This window comes from Streptomyces sp. NPDC023573, from assembly GCF_055559735.1.
On sequence record NZ_JBVHKB010000001.1, the window covers coordinates 321,172 to 335,753 of the forward strand.

13 protein-coding genes are annotated in these 14,582 nt (G+C 70.5%); all 13 read right to left on the bottom strand.

Translation table 11 applies throughout. The features are described 5' to 3' along the window. Nucleotides 1–119: 119 nt before the first annotated feature. Nucleotides 120–1,277, bottom strand: coding sequence for a DivIVA domain-containing protein (locus ACZ32T_RS01470; protein ID WP_467273988.1), 1,158 nt, complete (start codon nucleotides 1,275–1,277; stop codon nucleotides 120–122). Between the two features lie 49 nt (nucleotides 1,278–1,326). Beyond that, nucleotides 1,327–1,623 carry a YggT family protein gene (locus ACZ32T_RS01475; protein WP_104789816.1) on the bottom strand — a complete coding sequence of 99 codons (297 nt, stop codon included), beginning with the start codon at nucleotides 1,621–1,623 and terminating at the stop codon, nucleotides 1,327–1,329. A 68-nt stretch (nucleotides 1,624–1,691) separates the two neighbouring features. Continuing rightward, the gene (locus ACZ32T_RS01480) at nucleotides 1,692–2,303 is read right to left on the bottom strand and encodes a cell division protein SepF (protein ID WP_031098945.1); all 612 of its coding nucleotides are present in this window, start codon (nucleotides 2,301–2,303) and stop codon (nucleotides 1,692–1,694) included. A gap of 127 nt (nucleotides 2,304–2,430) precedes the next feature. Continuing rightward, on the bottom strand, nucleotides 2,431–3,150 hold the full coding sequence (locus ACZ32T_RS01485; RefSeq protein ID WP_467273990.1) for a YggS family pyridoxal phosphate-dependent enzyme: 720 nt from the start codon (nucleotides 3,148–3,150) through the stop codon (nucleotides 2,431–2,433). A gap of 6 nt (nucleotides 3,151–3,156) precedes the next feature. Continuing rightward, nucleotides 3,157–3,888, bottom strand: a complete 732-nt coding sequence (pgeF, locus tag ACZ32T_RS01490; RefSeq protein WP_467273992.1) for a peptidoglycan editing factor PgeF — start codon at nucleotides 3,886–3,888, stop codon at nucleotides 3,157–3,159. Between the two features lie 17 nt (nucleotides 3,889–3,905). After that, nucleotides 3,906–5,120 carry a cell division protein FtsZ gene (ftsZ, locus tag ACZ32T_RS01495; protein WP_467273993.1) on the bottom strand — a complete coding sequence of 405 codons (1,215 nt, stop codon included), beginning with the start codon at nucleotides 5,118–5,120 and terminating at the stop codon, nucleotides 3,906–3,908. Between the two features lie 276 nt (nucleotides 5,121–5,396). Continuing rightward, on the bottom strand, nucleotides 5,397–6,191 hold the full coding sequence (locus ACZ32T_RS01500) for a cell division protein FtsQ/DivIB (RefSeq protein ID WP_467364802.1): 795 nt from the start codon (nucleotides 6,189–6,191) through the stop codon (nucleotides 5,397–5,399). A gap of 49 nt (nucleotides 6,192–6,240) precedes the next feature. Further along, nucleotides 6,241–7,335, bottom strand: coding sequence for an undecaprenyldiphospho-muramoylpentapeptide beta-N-acetylglucosaminyltransferase (gene murG, locus ACZ32T_RS01505; protein ID WP_356716588.1), 1,095 nt, complete (start codon nucleotides 7,333–7,335; stop codon nucleotides 6,241–6,243). Between the two features lie 6 nt (nucleotides 7,336–7,341). After that, nucleotides 7,342–8,808, bottom strand: coding sequence for a putative lipid II flippase FtsW (gene ftsW / locus ACZ32T_RS01510; protein WP_467273998.1), 1,467 nt, complete (start codon nucleotides 8,806–8,808; stop codon nucleotides 7,342–7,344). Between the two features lie 130 nt (nucleotides 8,809–8,938). Beyond that, complete coding sequence (murD, locus tag ACZ32T_RS01515) at nucleotides 8,939–10,372, bottom strand: UDP-N-acetylmuramoyl-L-alanine--D-glutamate ligase (RefSeq protein ID WP_467274000.1); 1,434 nt, start codon at nucleotides 10,370–10,372, stop codon at nucleotides 8,939–8,941. Beyond that, nucleotides 10,354–11,424 (bottom strand): phospho-N-acetylmuramoyl-pentapeptide-transferase, encoded by a 1,071-nt coding sequence (mraY, locus tag ACZ32T_RS01520; protein ID WP_104789809.1) that lies wholly within the window; start codon nucleotides 11,422–11,424, stop codon nucleotides 10,354–10,356. The genes murD and mraY overlap by 19 nt, the downstream gene beginning before the upstream one ends. After that, on the bottom strand, nucleotides 11,421–12,839 hold the full coding sequence (locus ACZ32T_RS01525; protein WP_467274002.1) for a UDP-N-acetylmuramoyl-tripeptide--D-alanyl-D-alanine ligase: 1,419 nt from the start codon (nucleotides 12,837–12,839) through the stop codon (nucleotides 11,421–11,423). The genes mraY and ACZ32T_RS01525 overlap by 4 nt, the downstream gene beginning before the upstream one ends. 4 nt (nucleotides 12,840–12,843) lie before the next feature. Next, nucleotides 12,844–14,574: a UDP-N-acetylmuramoyl-L-alanyl-D-glutamate--2,6-diaminopimelate ligase gene (locus ACZ32T_RS01530; protein ID WP_467364805.1), complete on the bottom strand. Its 1,731-nt coding sequence runs from the start codon at nucleotides 14,572–14,574 to the stop codon at nucleotides 12,844–12,846. Between the last annotated feature and the right edge of the window lie 8 nt (nucleotides 14,575–14,582).

The following is a 14,582-nucleotide window of genomic DNA, read 5'->3' on the forward strand; positions in this document are numbered from 1 at the left end:
GCGGGGGCCCGGGGGCAGAGCCCCCGGATACACGGCACGCAAAAGGGCCGGGCCCCGGGAAAACCCGGGGCCCGGCCCTCAGCCTGCCGACGGCTACGCGCTCAGCGAGCGCGAGCCGCTCAGTTGTCGTCCTCGTCGATCAGGAACCCGCGCATCGGCGAAGGCGCCTGCTGCATCGGCTGCGGCGCCTGCGGCCGCACCGGTGCCATCGGCTGCGTCATCGCGGGCGACATCTGCTGCTGACCGCCGCCGTACGACGGGCCGCCGCCCATCGACTGGTTGCCGCCGCCCATCTGCTGGTTGCCGTGACCACCGTGGTTGCCACCCATGGTGTGCCCCATCGCACCCGCACCGGCCGGAGCCAGCGAAGGCGACGGCGGCAGCGAGGCGGCGGCGGGCGTCCGCGGCGGAGCGAGCGAGTCGTCGGCCTGGGTCTCCAGCTGACGCAGCTGGCTCTCCAGATAGGACTTCAGACGGGTCCGGTACTCGCGCTCGAAGCCACGCAGGTCCTCGACCTTGCGCTCCAGCGTCGCGCGGGCGGACTCCAGCGAGCCCATCGCCACGCGGTGCTTCTCCTGCGCGTCCCGCTCCAGGGCGTCCGCCTTGGCACGGGCGTCACGCTCGAGGCCCTCGGCACGGCTGCGCGCCTCGCCGACGATCTTGTTGGCCTCGGAACGGGCCTCCGCGATCGCCTGGTCGGCGGTCTGCTGAGCAAGCGAGAGGACACGGGCGGCGCTGTCGCCACCGGGACCGCCCTGACCGGGCTGCTGCATCTGCTGCTGCTGCTGTTGCATCTGCTGCATCTGCTGCTGCGGCGCGTGACCGCCCATGGGGCCGCCCATCGGGCCGCCCATGGGACCGCCCTGCATAGGGCCGGGGCCGTGCTGGCCCTGCGGGCCGGGGCCGTGGCCACCCTGGGGGCCATGGCCGCTGGGACCGGCAGGCAGCTGCGGAGCTCCACCGGGCAGCTGGGGGGGACCCATCTGCGGGGGCTGCTGCTGCTGTACCGGCGGACCAGATATGGCGGCGGGCACCGGGGCCCCTGGCCGGTCCTGCTGCTCCGGCGGTTTACGCATTCCCTGCTGCTGCTGGTTCTGCGCGGCGGCACGCGTGGCCGCGGCCAGCTTGGCGCGCAGGTCCTCGTTCTCACGGAGCAGTCGGGTCAGTTCCGATTCGACCTCGTCGAGGAAGGCATCGACCTCGTCCTCGTCATAGCCTTCTCGGAGGCGGACGGTCGTGAACTGCTTGTTCCGCACGTCCTCGGGGGTCAGCGGCATCTCTTCTTCACCTCTACGTAGTCGTCGGCAGTCGGCAAGACCGTATCGTTCACACGCTGCTCGCAAGCTTGCCCACGAGGTTGAGCAGAATGTAGACGATGATCATCAGAACGAAGAAGGACAGGTCAAGTGCCACGCCCCCGAGACGCAACGGCGGTATGAACCGCCGCAGAAGCTTCAGCGGTGGATCCGTGACAGTGTAAGTGCCCTCGAGAACGACCACCATCGCCTTGCCTGGCTGCCATGAACGTGCGAACTGGAAGACATAGTCCATGACCAGCCGGAAGATCAGCACGATGAGGAAACACATCAGCGCGATATAGACCACATCCAGTGCGATGCCCATGTCCCGCGCTTCCCTCTCCCCTGGCTCTCGTAGCCCCGGCCACCCGGCCGGGTTTGTTCCCGGTGTTCTCAGCTCTGGTTGAAGAACCCGCCCTCTGCGATGCGGGCCTTGTCCTCCGCCGTGACATCGACGTTAGCAGGCGACAACAGGAACACCTTCTGCGTCACACGCTCAATGCTGCCATGGAGACCGAAGACAAGTCCCGCGGCAAAGTCGACAAGTCGCTTCGCATCCGTGTCGTCCATCTCCGTGAGATTCATGATCACCGGAGTGCCCTCGCGGAAGTGTTCCCCGATGGTACGGGCCTCGTTGTAGGTCCTGGGGTGCAGCGTGGTGATCCTGTAGGGCTCCCGCTCGGACACGACCTTGGGCATGATCACCGGTGCGTTCTTCTCCATGTTCGGGCGGTCAGGTGTGATAGATGCCACGGGGGCGATTCGGGCGGGTCGTCCGCTTTCCGCCGGGAGCTGAACCGGTTCCCGTGGCGCAGGCGGCTGCACCGATCGCACCGGTTCGTCCCGTTCCCGCTCCACAGGATGCGCGGGCTGATGCCGCCGCCGGTCCCGCTCGGGCTCCGGCTCGGGTTCGAATTCGTCGTCGGGGTCGAACCCCGGACCGTCGTACCCATCGTCCTCCACGAGGCCGAGGTAGACCGCCATCTTGCGCATCGCGCCGGCCATGCTCCGAGTCCTCCGCTCTGTGGTGGATCGGCATTCGTGTCACCAAGTGCCCGAGATCCACTCCGGCCTGCCCGCTTCGAGCGGGAATGACCATATTTTCTGCTGTGGTCCGACTTGCTTCGCGACGTTACCCGAGCCGGGGTCGGACTCCGAGTACCGCCGTACCGACGCGTACATGTGTCGCCCCGGCCGCCACCGCGTCCTCGAGATCCCCGCTCATCCCAGCAGAGACCATGTTCGCAGCCGGATGGTCCCCGCGCAGGCGGGATGAGAATTCCATCAGGCGGTCGAACGCGGCCCGTTGCCTGCCGGCGTAGGGGCCCGCGAGCGGGGCGACGGTCATCAGGCCGTCGAGCCTGAGCCCTTCCGCCGCTTCCACCGAGGCCGCCAACTCCTCGATACGGTCCGGCGCGACCCCGCCCCGCTCCCCCCGCTCGCCGCTCTCGGCGTCGAGGGCGACCTGGATGAGGCAGCCGAGCTCGCGCTCACGCCGGACGGCCGCAGCCGAGAGGGCGGTGACCAGCTTCACGCGGTCCACCGATTGCACGACGTCGGCATAACCGGCCACGGACCGGACCTTGTTGGTCTGCAACTGTCCGACAAAGTGCCATGTGAGCGACAGATCCGCACAGGCCTCGGCTTTTGGCGCCGCGTCCTGATCGCGGTTCTCCGCGACCTGTCGCACACCGAGTTCGTGCAGAATGCGCACATCGCTCGCCGGGTACGTCTTGGTGACCACGATGAGGGTCACCTCTTCCCGCTCACGGCCGGCCGCGACACAGGCGGAAGCGATACGTTCCTCCACCTGTGCCAGGTTCGCCGCGAGTTGAGCCCTGCGATCCGTCATGTCCTATCAGTCCAACCAGACATATCCGGCGAGCCGTCCAGTGGTGCGGTCGCGGCGGTACGAGAAATGGTCGCCGGATTCCAGGGTGCAGAACGACGAGCTGTGGAGGTCCCCGACGCCGAGCTCCGCGAGCTGGGCGTGGACCCCGGCCGTGACGTCCACCGCGGGTGTTCCCCAGGCGGTCTCCGACCACGAGGCCGGGACGGCCTGCGCGACCTCGGCGCGCATCTGCTCGGGAACCTCGTAACACCGTCCGCAGACGGCCGGACCGGTGTGCGCGGTGATCCTGGAGGGTTCCGCCCCGAGTGCGATCATGGCCTCGACCGCGGCCGGTACGACTCCCGCGACCAGACCGGGCCTTCCCGCGTGGGCGGCGGCCACGACACCGGCCGCCGGATCGGCGAGCAGCACGGGCGTGCAGTCGGCGGTGAGCACCGCGAGCGGGAGTCCGCGCCGCGCCGTCACCAGCGCGTCCACCGCGGGGATGTCCGCGGTGTCGCCCCAGGGGCCCTCGACCACGGCCACGTCGCGCCCGTGCACCTGGTTCATCCAGACCACCCGGTCCGGGTCGAGACCGAGGGTGCGGGCCGCGCGGGCGCGGTTCGCGCCGACGGCGGCGGGGTCGTCACCGACCGCACCGCCGAGGTTGAGCTCCTCGTACGGAACGGCGCTCACTCCGCCCCACCTGTCGGTGAAGGCGAAATGGGCGCCGCCCGCCGAAGACTCCGCGGCTTTCACCGCGTGCTGCGGACCTATCACTTCAAGAAGTCCGGTACGTCCAGCTCTTCGGCCTGGCTGTCCTGGTAGGGACGGGCCGTCGGGACGTGCGGCGGGCTGACCGGCGGCAGCGAGGTCTCGTTCGCCGCCGGCGCCGGCTCGGCCGGCGTCTGGGGCTCCTCGCGCGGGGGCACGGAGCCCAGACCGCCGGTCTGGCGCGCCGGCTCGGCGGTCCGGGCCGGCGGAGCCGACTCCTCCCGCTTGCCGGCACCGGCTCCGAGGACGTTCTCCCGGCGGGCCGGCGGCTGTCCGCCGTCGAAGCCCGCCGCGATGACGGTGACCCGCACCTCGTCGCCCAGCGCGTCGTCGATGACCGCGCCGAAGATGATGTTCGCCTCGGGGTGGGCCGCCTCGCTCACCAGCTGCGCGGCCTCGTTGATCTCGAAGAGACCGAGGTCGCTGCCGCCGGAGATCGAGAGCAGGACGCCGCGGGCGCCGTCGATGGACGCCTCCAGGAGGGGCGAGGAGATCGCCATCTCCGCGGCGGCCACCGCGCGGTCGTCGCCGCGGGCGGAGCCGATGCCCATGAGCGCCGATCCGGCCTCGGACATGACCGACTTGACGTCGGCGAAGTCGAGGTTGATCAGGCCCGGGGTGGTGATGAGGTCGGTGATGCCCTGGACACCCGAGAGCAGCACCTGGTCGGCCGACTTGAACGCGTCGAGCACGCTGACCTGGCGGTCCGAGATGGACAGCAGCCGGTCGTTGGGAATGACGATGAGGGTGTCGACCTCTTCGCGGAGTTCGGCGATGCCGTCCTCCGCCTGGTTCGCGCGTCGCCGGCCCTCGAATGTGAACGGGCGGGTGACCACACCGATCGTCAGGGCGCCCAGCGAACGGGCGATGTTGGCGACGACGGGTGCGCCGCCGGTGCCGGTGCCGCCGCCTTCTCCGGCGGTGACGAAGACCATGTCGGCCCCCTTGAGGACCTCCTCGATCTCCTCACGGTGGTCCTCTGCCGCCTTACGACCGACGGCCGGGTTCGCCCCGGCGCCGAGGCCACGGGTGAGTTCACGGCCGACGTCGAGCTTGACGTCGGCGTCGCTCATCAACAGTGCTTGCGCATCGGTGTTGATCGCGATGAACTCGACGCCCTTGAGACCGACCTCGATCATTCGGTTGATGGCATTGACACCACCGCCGCCGACACCGATGACCTTGATGACTGCGAGGTAGTTCTGCGGTGCTGCCACGTCGAAGGCCTCTCGCCTCGAGTTACGTGTCGTCGCTTCGCGGTAGTCCCGCCGCGACGACGGATGCCGATTGGGCCGGTCCGAACGCCGACCCAAACCCTAACCTTGAAGTTTAGGGTTACCAGTGTGTCTGCTTCTTGGACTCTTCCGAACAGGACACTAAGTCGACAAGTGGCGCACGTTCAACGAACACGCCGAACCTCCCGTTTTTCTTTTCACCCTATGTGATCACCCGTAGCGCTGACCAACCAGGGGGCTGGCCTGGCCAAACGCGCGTCAACTCTTCGACACCGCAGGGGCGGTGGGAGCGCTCACGTCGAAGTGTCCCGCTTTGGGAGACGCTTTCATGAGAGCGGTGAGCACCCGCGCCTTCACGGGCCCCTCCTCACCACTGCCCCACATCACGGTCCGTCCCCGGGTCAGTTCGAGGACGGTGGAGTCGTACGAGGTGACCCGCACGGTCTCCGTCTCCCTGGCCACCTGCCCCGGAAGGTCCCCCGCGACACGGACCGCTTCGCGCAGCAGACGGTCACTGCCGAAACGGCGCAGGCTCGCCGACCGATCGGGCGTCAATTCGAGCAGCGGCACATGCGGCGGCGCTTTGTCCACGGTTGCGAAGCGCACGCCCTTTGCGTCCACTTCGATGAACTTCGCGCCCTTTTCGATCAACAGGACCGGTTTCCGTTCGGTCACCTTAAGACTGACACCGTGCGGCCATGACCGTACGACATCCACGGAGTCGACACGAGGCAACTTCTGGCGCAACCGGTCCGCGATCGCCCCGGTGTCCACGGAGATCAGCGGTGATCCGACCGGGGCCGCCGCGGCGGCCTCCACCTCGCTCCGCGTGAGCACGTCCGTGCCGGTGGTCGTGACCCGCTCCAGCCTCAGCCAGGACGAGCCGTAGAGCACCCAGGCCGTGGCCGCGGCGGTCAGCACGAGGCCGACAGCGGCCAGGACGAGCCGTGTACGGCCCGTCGGTCCGCGCCCCCGAGGGCCGATGTGCGGCGGGCGGGCGGGGGTGTCGGCCCGCTCGGCCTCACCGCGCTGGGCGGTCGTCGGTCCGGCCACGCTCGCTCCTTCGCCGGACCCGGGGCGCGCGCCCCGGGTCCGCACCGCCTCACGCCTTGCGGCGTGCGGCAATCGCTTCGTACACCATGCCGACGAGCAGGTCGTCGGCGTCACGTCGCCCGAACTCCGCGGCGGCACGGGACATCTCGTACAGCCGGTGCGGGTCCGAGAGCACCGGAAGGACGTTGCCCTGCACCCATTCCGGGGTGAGCGCCGCGTCGTCCACCAGCAGACCACCGCCGGAGTTGACCACCGGCTGGGCGTTGAGCCGCTGTTCGCCGTTGCCGATCGGCAACGGGACGTAGGCGGCGGGCAGCCCGACGGCGGAGAGCTCGGCGACGGTCATCGCGCCCGCGCGGCAGAGCATCATGTCGGCCGCGGCGTACGCCAGATCCATCCGGTCCACGTACGGTACCGGGATGTAGGGCGGCATCCCCGGCATGTTGTCGATGCGCGGCATTTCGTTCTTCGGGCCGACCACGTGCAGGATCTGGATCCCGGACCGCTGGAGCAGCGGTGCGATCCGCTGGACCACCTCGTTGAGGTGGCGGGCGCCCTGCGAGCCGCCGGAGACGAGCAGCGTCGGCAGGTTGGGGTCGAGCCCGAAGGCGGCGCGCGCCTCCGGGCGGACCCGGGCCCGGTCGAGGGTGGCGATGGTGCGGCGCAGCGGGATGCCGATGTAGCGGGCGCCGCGCAGCTTGCTGTCCGGGGTGGAGACGGCGACGCCGTGGGCGTACCGCGAACCGATCTTGTTGGCCAGGCCCGGCCGGGCGTTGGCCTCGTGGACGACGATCGGGACCCCGGCGCGCTTGGCCGCGAGGTAGCCGGGCAGGGCGACGTAGCCGCCGAAGCCGACCACGCAGTCCGCCTTGGTGCGCTCCAGGATCTGCTCGGCGGCCTTGATGGTGCCGCGCAGCCGCCCCGGGACCGTGATCAGCTCGGGTGTGGGCTTACGCGGCAGCGGTACGGCAGGGATCAGTGCCAGTTCGTACCCCCGCTCGGGTACGAGCCTGGTCTCGAGTCCGCGCTCCGTGCCGAGGGCAGTGATTCCCACGGTCGGGTCCTGCCTCCGCAGGGCGTCTGCGAGGGCAAGCGCGGGCTCGATGTGCCCGGCGGTCCCCCCGCCGGCGAGTACGACATGCACCGAAATTCACCGCTCTCCGGACGGACGCTTCATGACGCGCCGTCTCATCGTCTTCCATCTGACCCCGGGCCTCCGCATGGCCAGGGCCGCTCTCGCCGCCGGGTCCTCTCGCGCGAAGGCGATCAGGAGTCCGACGGCGAACATGGTCGGCAGCAAGGCGGACCCTCCGTAGGAGAACAGCGGCAACGGGACACCGGCGATCGGCAACAGGCCGAGCACCGCACCGATGTTGATCACGGCCTGCGCCGTGATCCAGGTGGTCACGCCTCCCGCTGCGTACCTCACGAAGGGGTCCTCCGTGCGTCCGGCCACGCGGATACCCGCATAGCCTAGAGCCGCGAAGAGGGCCAGTACCGACAGCGTCCCCGCCAGGCCCAGTTCCTCCCCGGTGATGGCGAAGATGAAGTCGGTGTGGGGTTCGGGAAGTTGACCCCATTTTTCCACACTCGCACCGAGCCCGGAACCGAACCATCCGCCTGAGGCGAGAGCGTAGATTCCGTGCACCGCCTGCCAGCACGAGTCGCCGGGGCCGGGCTCGGACGCTCCGATGCAGCCGAGCCGGGACATCCGGTTGGGGCTGGTCTTGATGAGCAGGAAGCCGATGAGACACGCGAAGGCGAGCACTCCGGCGAAGAGCCTGGTGGGAGCGCCTGCCAGCCAGAGCAGGCCGAAGAGGATCGCGGTGAGGATGATCGCGGTCCCCATGTCGCCGCCCAGCATGATCAGCCCGAGCAGCATGAAGGCGACCGGGACGAGCGGCACGAGCATGTGCTTCCACTGGGCCAGCAGCCGCTTGTCCTGTTTGCGGGCGAGCAGGTCCGCGCCCCAGAGGATGAGGGCGAGCTTGCCGAACTCGCTGGGCTGGAGCTGGAAAGGGCCGCCGAGGTAGATCCAGTTCTGGTTGCCGTTGACCGACATCCCTATCCCCGGCACCTGGACCAGGACCATCAGGAAGACGGTACCCGCGAGCAGCGGGTAGGAGAGCGCTCGGTGGAGTTTGACGGGCATCCTGGAGGCCAGAAGCAGCAGGCCGGCGCCGATCACGGCGGCGAGGAACTGCTTGCGGAAGAAGTAGGTGCCGGGCCGTGACAGCTCCAGCGCCTTGATCATCGAGGCGGAGTACACCATGACGAGGCCGAGGACGGTGATGAGCAGGCCGGCGCCGAGGATCAGGTAGTACGCCGTCAGAGGCCGGTCCCAGGCCCGTCGTGCCTGCTCGTACGTCCGCCGCACCCGGGCGCCCCGGCGCGGCCCTGGCTGCCCGCCGCCGGGTCTCGACGGTCCCCCGCCACGCGGCGAGGGCGGCCTTCGGGGACCGGCGGCGGGCCGGCTGCGCAGGGCGAGCCCGGCCGGCGGTCCGGAGCCCGCGGGCAGCGCTCCGGCGAGCAGGGGCGGGATGAGCACCCGGCTGATCGCGGCGGTGGCCCGTGAACGGCCGGCTCCGCGCGCGGCTGAGCTCTCGTCGGCCGGCATTGTCGCTGTCCCCTCCACTGCTCGTGCCCGGGGCTGTCGCCCGGGGCCCCGGCCCCCGGCGGTGCTGCTCGTGCCGGGTCCCGGGACCCTCCCGGTCCTCCGGGACAGTACGACGCGGGGGCCGGGCCCGTCAGGCGCTCTCGTCGGCGAGTTGGCGGACCGCGTCCGCGAACGCCTCGCCCCGCTTGTTGTAGTTGACGAACATGTCCATCGAGGCACAGGCCGGGGCCAGCAGGACGGTGTCACCGCGCCGGGCCAGCCGTGCCGCTTCGCGGACCGCTGCGGACATCGCCCCAGTGTCGGTCCGGTCGAGGTCGACCACGGGTACCTCGGGGGCGTGTCGCGCCAGGGCTTCGCGGATCAGCGCCCGGTCGGCGCCCATCAGCACGGCACCCCGCAGCCGCTTCGCGGCCCCGCTGACCAAGTCGTCGAAGGTGGCGCCCTTGGCCAGGCCGCCGGCGATCCAGACGATCGGCTCGTAGGCCGCGAGGGAGGCCTCGGCGGCGTGGGTGTTGGTGGCCTTGGAGTCGTCGATGTAGGTGACTCCGGAGACATCGGCGACGTGTTCGATGCGGTGGGCGTCGGGGCGGAAGGCCCGCAGCCCGTCGCGCACGGCCGTCGGCGGTACGCCGAAGGCGCGGGCGAGGGCCGCCGCCGCCAGGGCGTTGGCGATGTTGTGCGGGGCCGGCGGATCGACGTCGCCGACCTCGGCGAGCTCCTGGGCCTGCTTCTGCCGGTTGGCCACGAAGGCCCGGTCGACGAGGATGCCGTCGACCACCCCGAGCTGCGAGGGGCCCGGCGTGCCGAGGGTGAACCCGATGGCCCGGCAGCCCTCCTCGACGTCGGCCTCGCGCACGAGGTCCTCCGTCGCCCCGTCCTGCGCGTTGTAGACGCAGGCGACGCTGTTGCCCTCGTAGATCCGGCCCTTGTCGGCGGCGTATCCGGCCATGGAGCCGTGCCAGTCGAGGTGGTCCGGGGCCAGGTTGAGCACGGCGCCGGAGTGGGCGCGCAGCGAGGGCGCCCAGTGGAGCTGGTAGCTGGAGAGCTCGACGGCGAGCACGTCGTACGTCTCTTCGCCGAGCACGGCGTCCAGCAGGGAGACCCCGATGTTGCCGACCGCGGCCGTGCGCAGGCCCGCGGCACCGAGGATCGAGGCGAGCATCCGCACGGTCGTGGTCTTGCCGTTGGTGCCGGTGACCGCGAGCCAGGGTGCCGCGTCGGGGCCCCGCAGCCGCCAGGCCAGCTCGACGTCGCCCCAGACGGGGACGCCGGCCTCGGCGGCCGCTCGGAAGAGCGGCTTTCCGGGCTTCCAGCCGGGGGCCGTGACCACGAGCTCGGTGGACTCCGGCAGGGTGTCGCCGTCGCCGAGGCGCACGGTGACCCCGAGCGCCTCCAGCTCGGCGGCCTGGGCGCGGGAGCGCTCGTCGTCGCCGTCGTTGACGACGGTGACGAGGGCTCCCCGCTCGTGCAGGGCGCGGGCGGCGGGGATGCCGCTGACGCCGAGCCCGGCGACCGTGACGTTCTTGCCCTGCCAGTCCACGTCGTTCACTTCTTGGCTGCCCATCCCGCGTAGAAGAGGCCGAGTCCGACGATCACGCACATGCCCTGGATGATCCAGAAGCGGACCACGACAAGGACTTCGGACCACCCCTTGAGTTCGAAGTGGTGCTGGAGCGGCGCCATCCGGAAGACCCGCTTGCCGGTCATCTTGAACGAGCCGACCTGGATGACCACCGACATCGTGATCATCACGAAGAGGCCGCCGAGGATGGCCATCAGGAACTCGGTGCGGGAGCAGATCGCGAGGCCGGCGAGCGCGCCGCCGAGGGCGAGCGAACCGGTGTCACCCATGAAGATCTTGGCGGGCGAGGTGTTCCACCACAGGAAGCCGAAGCAGGCGCCCATCAGGGCCGAGGCGACGACGGCCAGGTCGAGTGGGTCCCGTACCTCGAAACACGCCTCCGGGTTGGTGAGGGTGGTCGCGTTGGCGCAGGACTCCTGGAACTGCCACAGCCCGATGAAGGTGTACGCGCCGAAGACCATCACCGACGCGCCGGTGGCCAGGCCGTCCAGACCGTCCGTCAGGTTCACGCCGTTGGACATGGCGAGAATCATGAACAGGGCCCAGACGACGAACAGCACCGGCCCGATGGACCAGCCGAAGTCCTCGACGAAGGAGAGCCGGGTCGATGCCGGGGTGTTGCCGCGGAGGTCGGCGAACTGGAGCGAGAGCACCGCGAAGGCGATGCCGACGATCAGCTGGCCGGCCATCTTCGCCTTGGCGCGCAGGCCCAGCGAGCGCTGCTTGACGATCTTGATGTAGTCGTCGAGGAAGCCGACGAGGCCCATCCCGGCCATCAGGAACAGGACGAGGACGCCGGAGAAGCGCATCTCCTCGCCGGTGATCACCTTCGCCAGGACGTACGCGATGATCGTCGCCAGGATGAAGGCGATCCCGCCCATGGTGGGCGTGCCCTTCTTGCTGCCGTGGGTACGCGGGCCGTCGTCCCGGATGAACTGCCCGTAGCCCTTGCGGGCCAGAAGTTTGATCAGCAGCGGCGTGCCGACCAGGGTCAGGAAGAGCCCTATGGCTCCCGCGAAGAGGATCTGCCTCATCGGACGGCGACCTCGCCCTCGGTCGTCTCCAGCAGTGCCAGGGCGACCTTCTCCAGGCCGACCGACCGGGACGCCTTCACCAGCACGACGTCTCCCGGGCGCAGTTCACTGCGCAACAGGTCGACGGCCGCCTGTGCGTCGGACACGTGCACCGACTCCTCACCCCACGAACCCTCGTTATATGCGCCCAGTTGCAGCCAGGAGGCTTCTAGCCCCCCGACAGCGACGAGCTTGCTGACGTTGAGCCGGACGGCGAGCCGTCCGACCGCGTCGTGCTCGGCGAGCGACGCGTCACCGAGCTCGGCCATCTGACCGAGCACCGCCCACGTGCGCCCCCCGGCTGCCTGTCGGGCCTTGCCCATGGCGGCCAGCGCACGGAGTGCGGCCTTCATGGATTCGGGGTTCGCGTTGTAGGCGTCATTGACGACCGTCACACCGTCCGGACGCTCGGTGACCTCCATGCGCCAGCGGGAGAGGGTGCCCGCCCCGGAGAGCGCATCGGCGATCTCGGACACGGACATGCCCAACTCATGGGCGACGGCGGCCGCGGCGAGCGCGTTCGACACGTGGTGCTCACCGTACAGGCGCAAGGTCACGTCGCTGCACCCGGTCGGGGTGTGGAGCGCGAAAGCGGGGCGGCCGTCGTCCGTGAGCCGCACGTTCTCTCCCCGTACGTCCGCATCCGCGGCCTCTCCGAAGAGGAGCACCCGTGCCTTTGTGCGGGACGCCATGGCCCGCACGAGCGGATCGTCGGCGTTGAGGATCGCGGCGCCGTCCTCCGGGAGGACCTCGACGAGCTCGCCCTTGGCCTGGGCGATCGCCTGGCGGCTGCCGAACTCCCCGATGTGGGCGCTGCCCACGTTGAGGACCAGGCCGATCTTCGGAGGGGTCAGGTCGGCGAGGTAGTGGATGTGGCCGATGCCCCGCGCGCCCATCTCCAGCACGAGATGGCGCGTTTCCGCCGTCGCGCGCAGCGCGGTGAGCGGCAGACCGATCTCGTTGTTGAGGGAACCCGGCGTCCAGACCGTGGGCGCCTTGCGCTCCAGGAGCTGGGCGATCAGGTCCTTCGTGGACGTCTTGCCGGCCGAGCCGGTCAGAGCGACGACGGTGGTGCCGAGGCGTTCCACGACGGCGCGTGCGAGGGCTCCGAGCGCGGCCACGACGTCGTCGACGACGATCGCCGGGGCACCGACGGGGTGAGCGGCGAGCACGGCCACCGCGCCCGCCTCGACGGCGCGCTGCGCGTAGTCGTGGCCGTCGACACGCTCGCCCGCGAACGCGGCGAACAGGGAGCCCTGCCGCACCTCCCGGGAGTCGATGACGACGGGGCCGGTGACGACGGCGGAGCCGTCCGGTACGTCGTGCGGCTGCCCGCCGACGATTCCGGCGATCTCGGCGAGGGAAAGGGCGATCACTTGGTCATCCCTGACTGTTGTTCTCGTGGGTGTGTACGCGGTCCTCGGGGGCGTGCACGGCGCCCGTGCGCCCCAGGGAGCGTTCGATGGCCTCGCGCAGGACCTTCCGGTCGTCGAAGGGGCGCACCACTCCGTGGATGTCCTGGCCCTGCTCGTGTCCCTTTCCGGCCACCAGCACGGTGTCGGCGGGCTCGGCCCGGGCGACCGCGGCGGCGATGGCCGCGGCGCGGTCGGCCTCCACGAGTACGTCGCCGCGCTCGTGGACGGGCACCTCGGCCGCGCCGGAGAGCATCGCGGCGAGGATCGCGAGCGGGTCCTCGGAGCGGGGGTTGTCGGAGGTGAGTACGGCGGTGTCGGCGAGCCGCGCCGCGGCCGCGCCCATCGCTCCGCGCTTCGTCGTGTCGCGGTCGCCGCCGCAGCCGAGCACGATGTGCACCCGGCCCTCGGTGACCTTCCGCAGGGAGCGCAGGACGGATTCGACGGCGTCGGTCTTGTGCGCGTAGTCGACGACCGCGAGGTACGGCTGTCCGGCGTCGACGCGTTCCAGCCGGCCGGGTACGCCGGGAACGGCCGCGACCCCGTCGGCCGCGGTCTGCGGGTCGACGCCCGCGACGGCCAGGGTGACGATCGCGGCGAGGGTGTTGGCGACGTTGAACGGGCCGGGCAGCGGTGCCCTGGCGGTGACGCGCTCGCCCTTGGGGCCGATCACGGTGAAGCTGCTGTCCCGGGGGCCGACTTCGACGTCCTCGGCCCGCCACTCGGCGTCCGGGTGGCCTTCCGCCGAGAAGGTGACGACCGGGACGGACGCCTCCTTGACCAGCCGGCGGCCGTACTCGTCGTCGAAGTTGACGACGCCGAGCTTGCTGCGCTGCGGGGTGAACAGCTGCGCCTTGGCCTGGAAGTAGTCCTCCATGCCGGAGTGGAACTCCATGTGTTCCGGGCTGAGGTTGTTGAACACGGCGACGTCGAAGACGCAGCCGTCGACCCGGCCGAGCACCAGGGCGTGGCTGGAGACCTCCATGGCGACGGCCTCGACCCCGCGTTCCCGCATGACGGCGAAGAGTGCCTGGAGGTCGGTGGCTTCGGGGGTGGTGCGCTCCGACTTGATGCGCTCGTCGCCGATCCGCATCTCGACGGTGCCGATCAGCCCGGTGCTGCGTCCGGCGCCGCGCAGCCCGCCCTCGACGAGGTACGCCGTGGTGGTCTTGCCGGACGTTCCGGTGATGCCGATCTGGAGAAGGCCGACTCCCGGCCGTCCGTAGATCTCGGCCGCGAGGTCGCCCATCCGGCCGCGCGGGTCGTCGGTGACGAGGACCGGGAGGCCGGTTCCGGCGGCGCGCTCGGCGCCCGCCGGGTCGGTGAGGATCGCGGCCGCGCCCAGGCCCGCGGCCTGGGCGGCGAAGTCGGCGCCGTGGAAACGGGCACCGGGCAGGGCCGCGTACACGTCCCCGGGGCGCACGGCCCGGGAGTCGTGCGTGATTCCGGTGACCTCACCGGAATCCTGCGGTCCGGCACCGAGCCGGGCGGCCAGCTCTCCGAGGGGCGTGGGCCGGAGCCGGTCCGGTCGGGGCGCTCCCGGGTAGGTCACAGGCGCGTCCTTCTGAGTGGTTTGACACTGATCAGCGTGGGGCACGGCGGTGAGCGTACCGGGCGGACCCGGCCTCTCGCGAAGTGAGGGGCCGGGGTCGCGGTACTTCTCGTTCCGGTTCCCGGGATCAGGGGTGATGGTCGTCACTGAGGGTT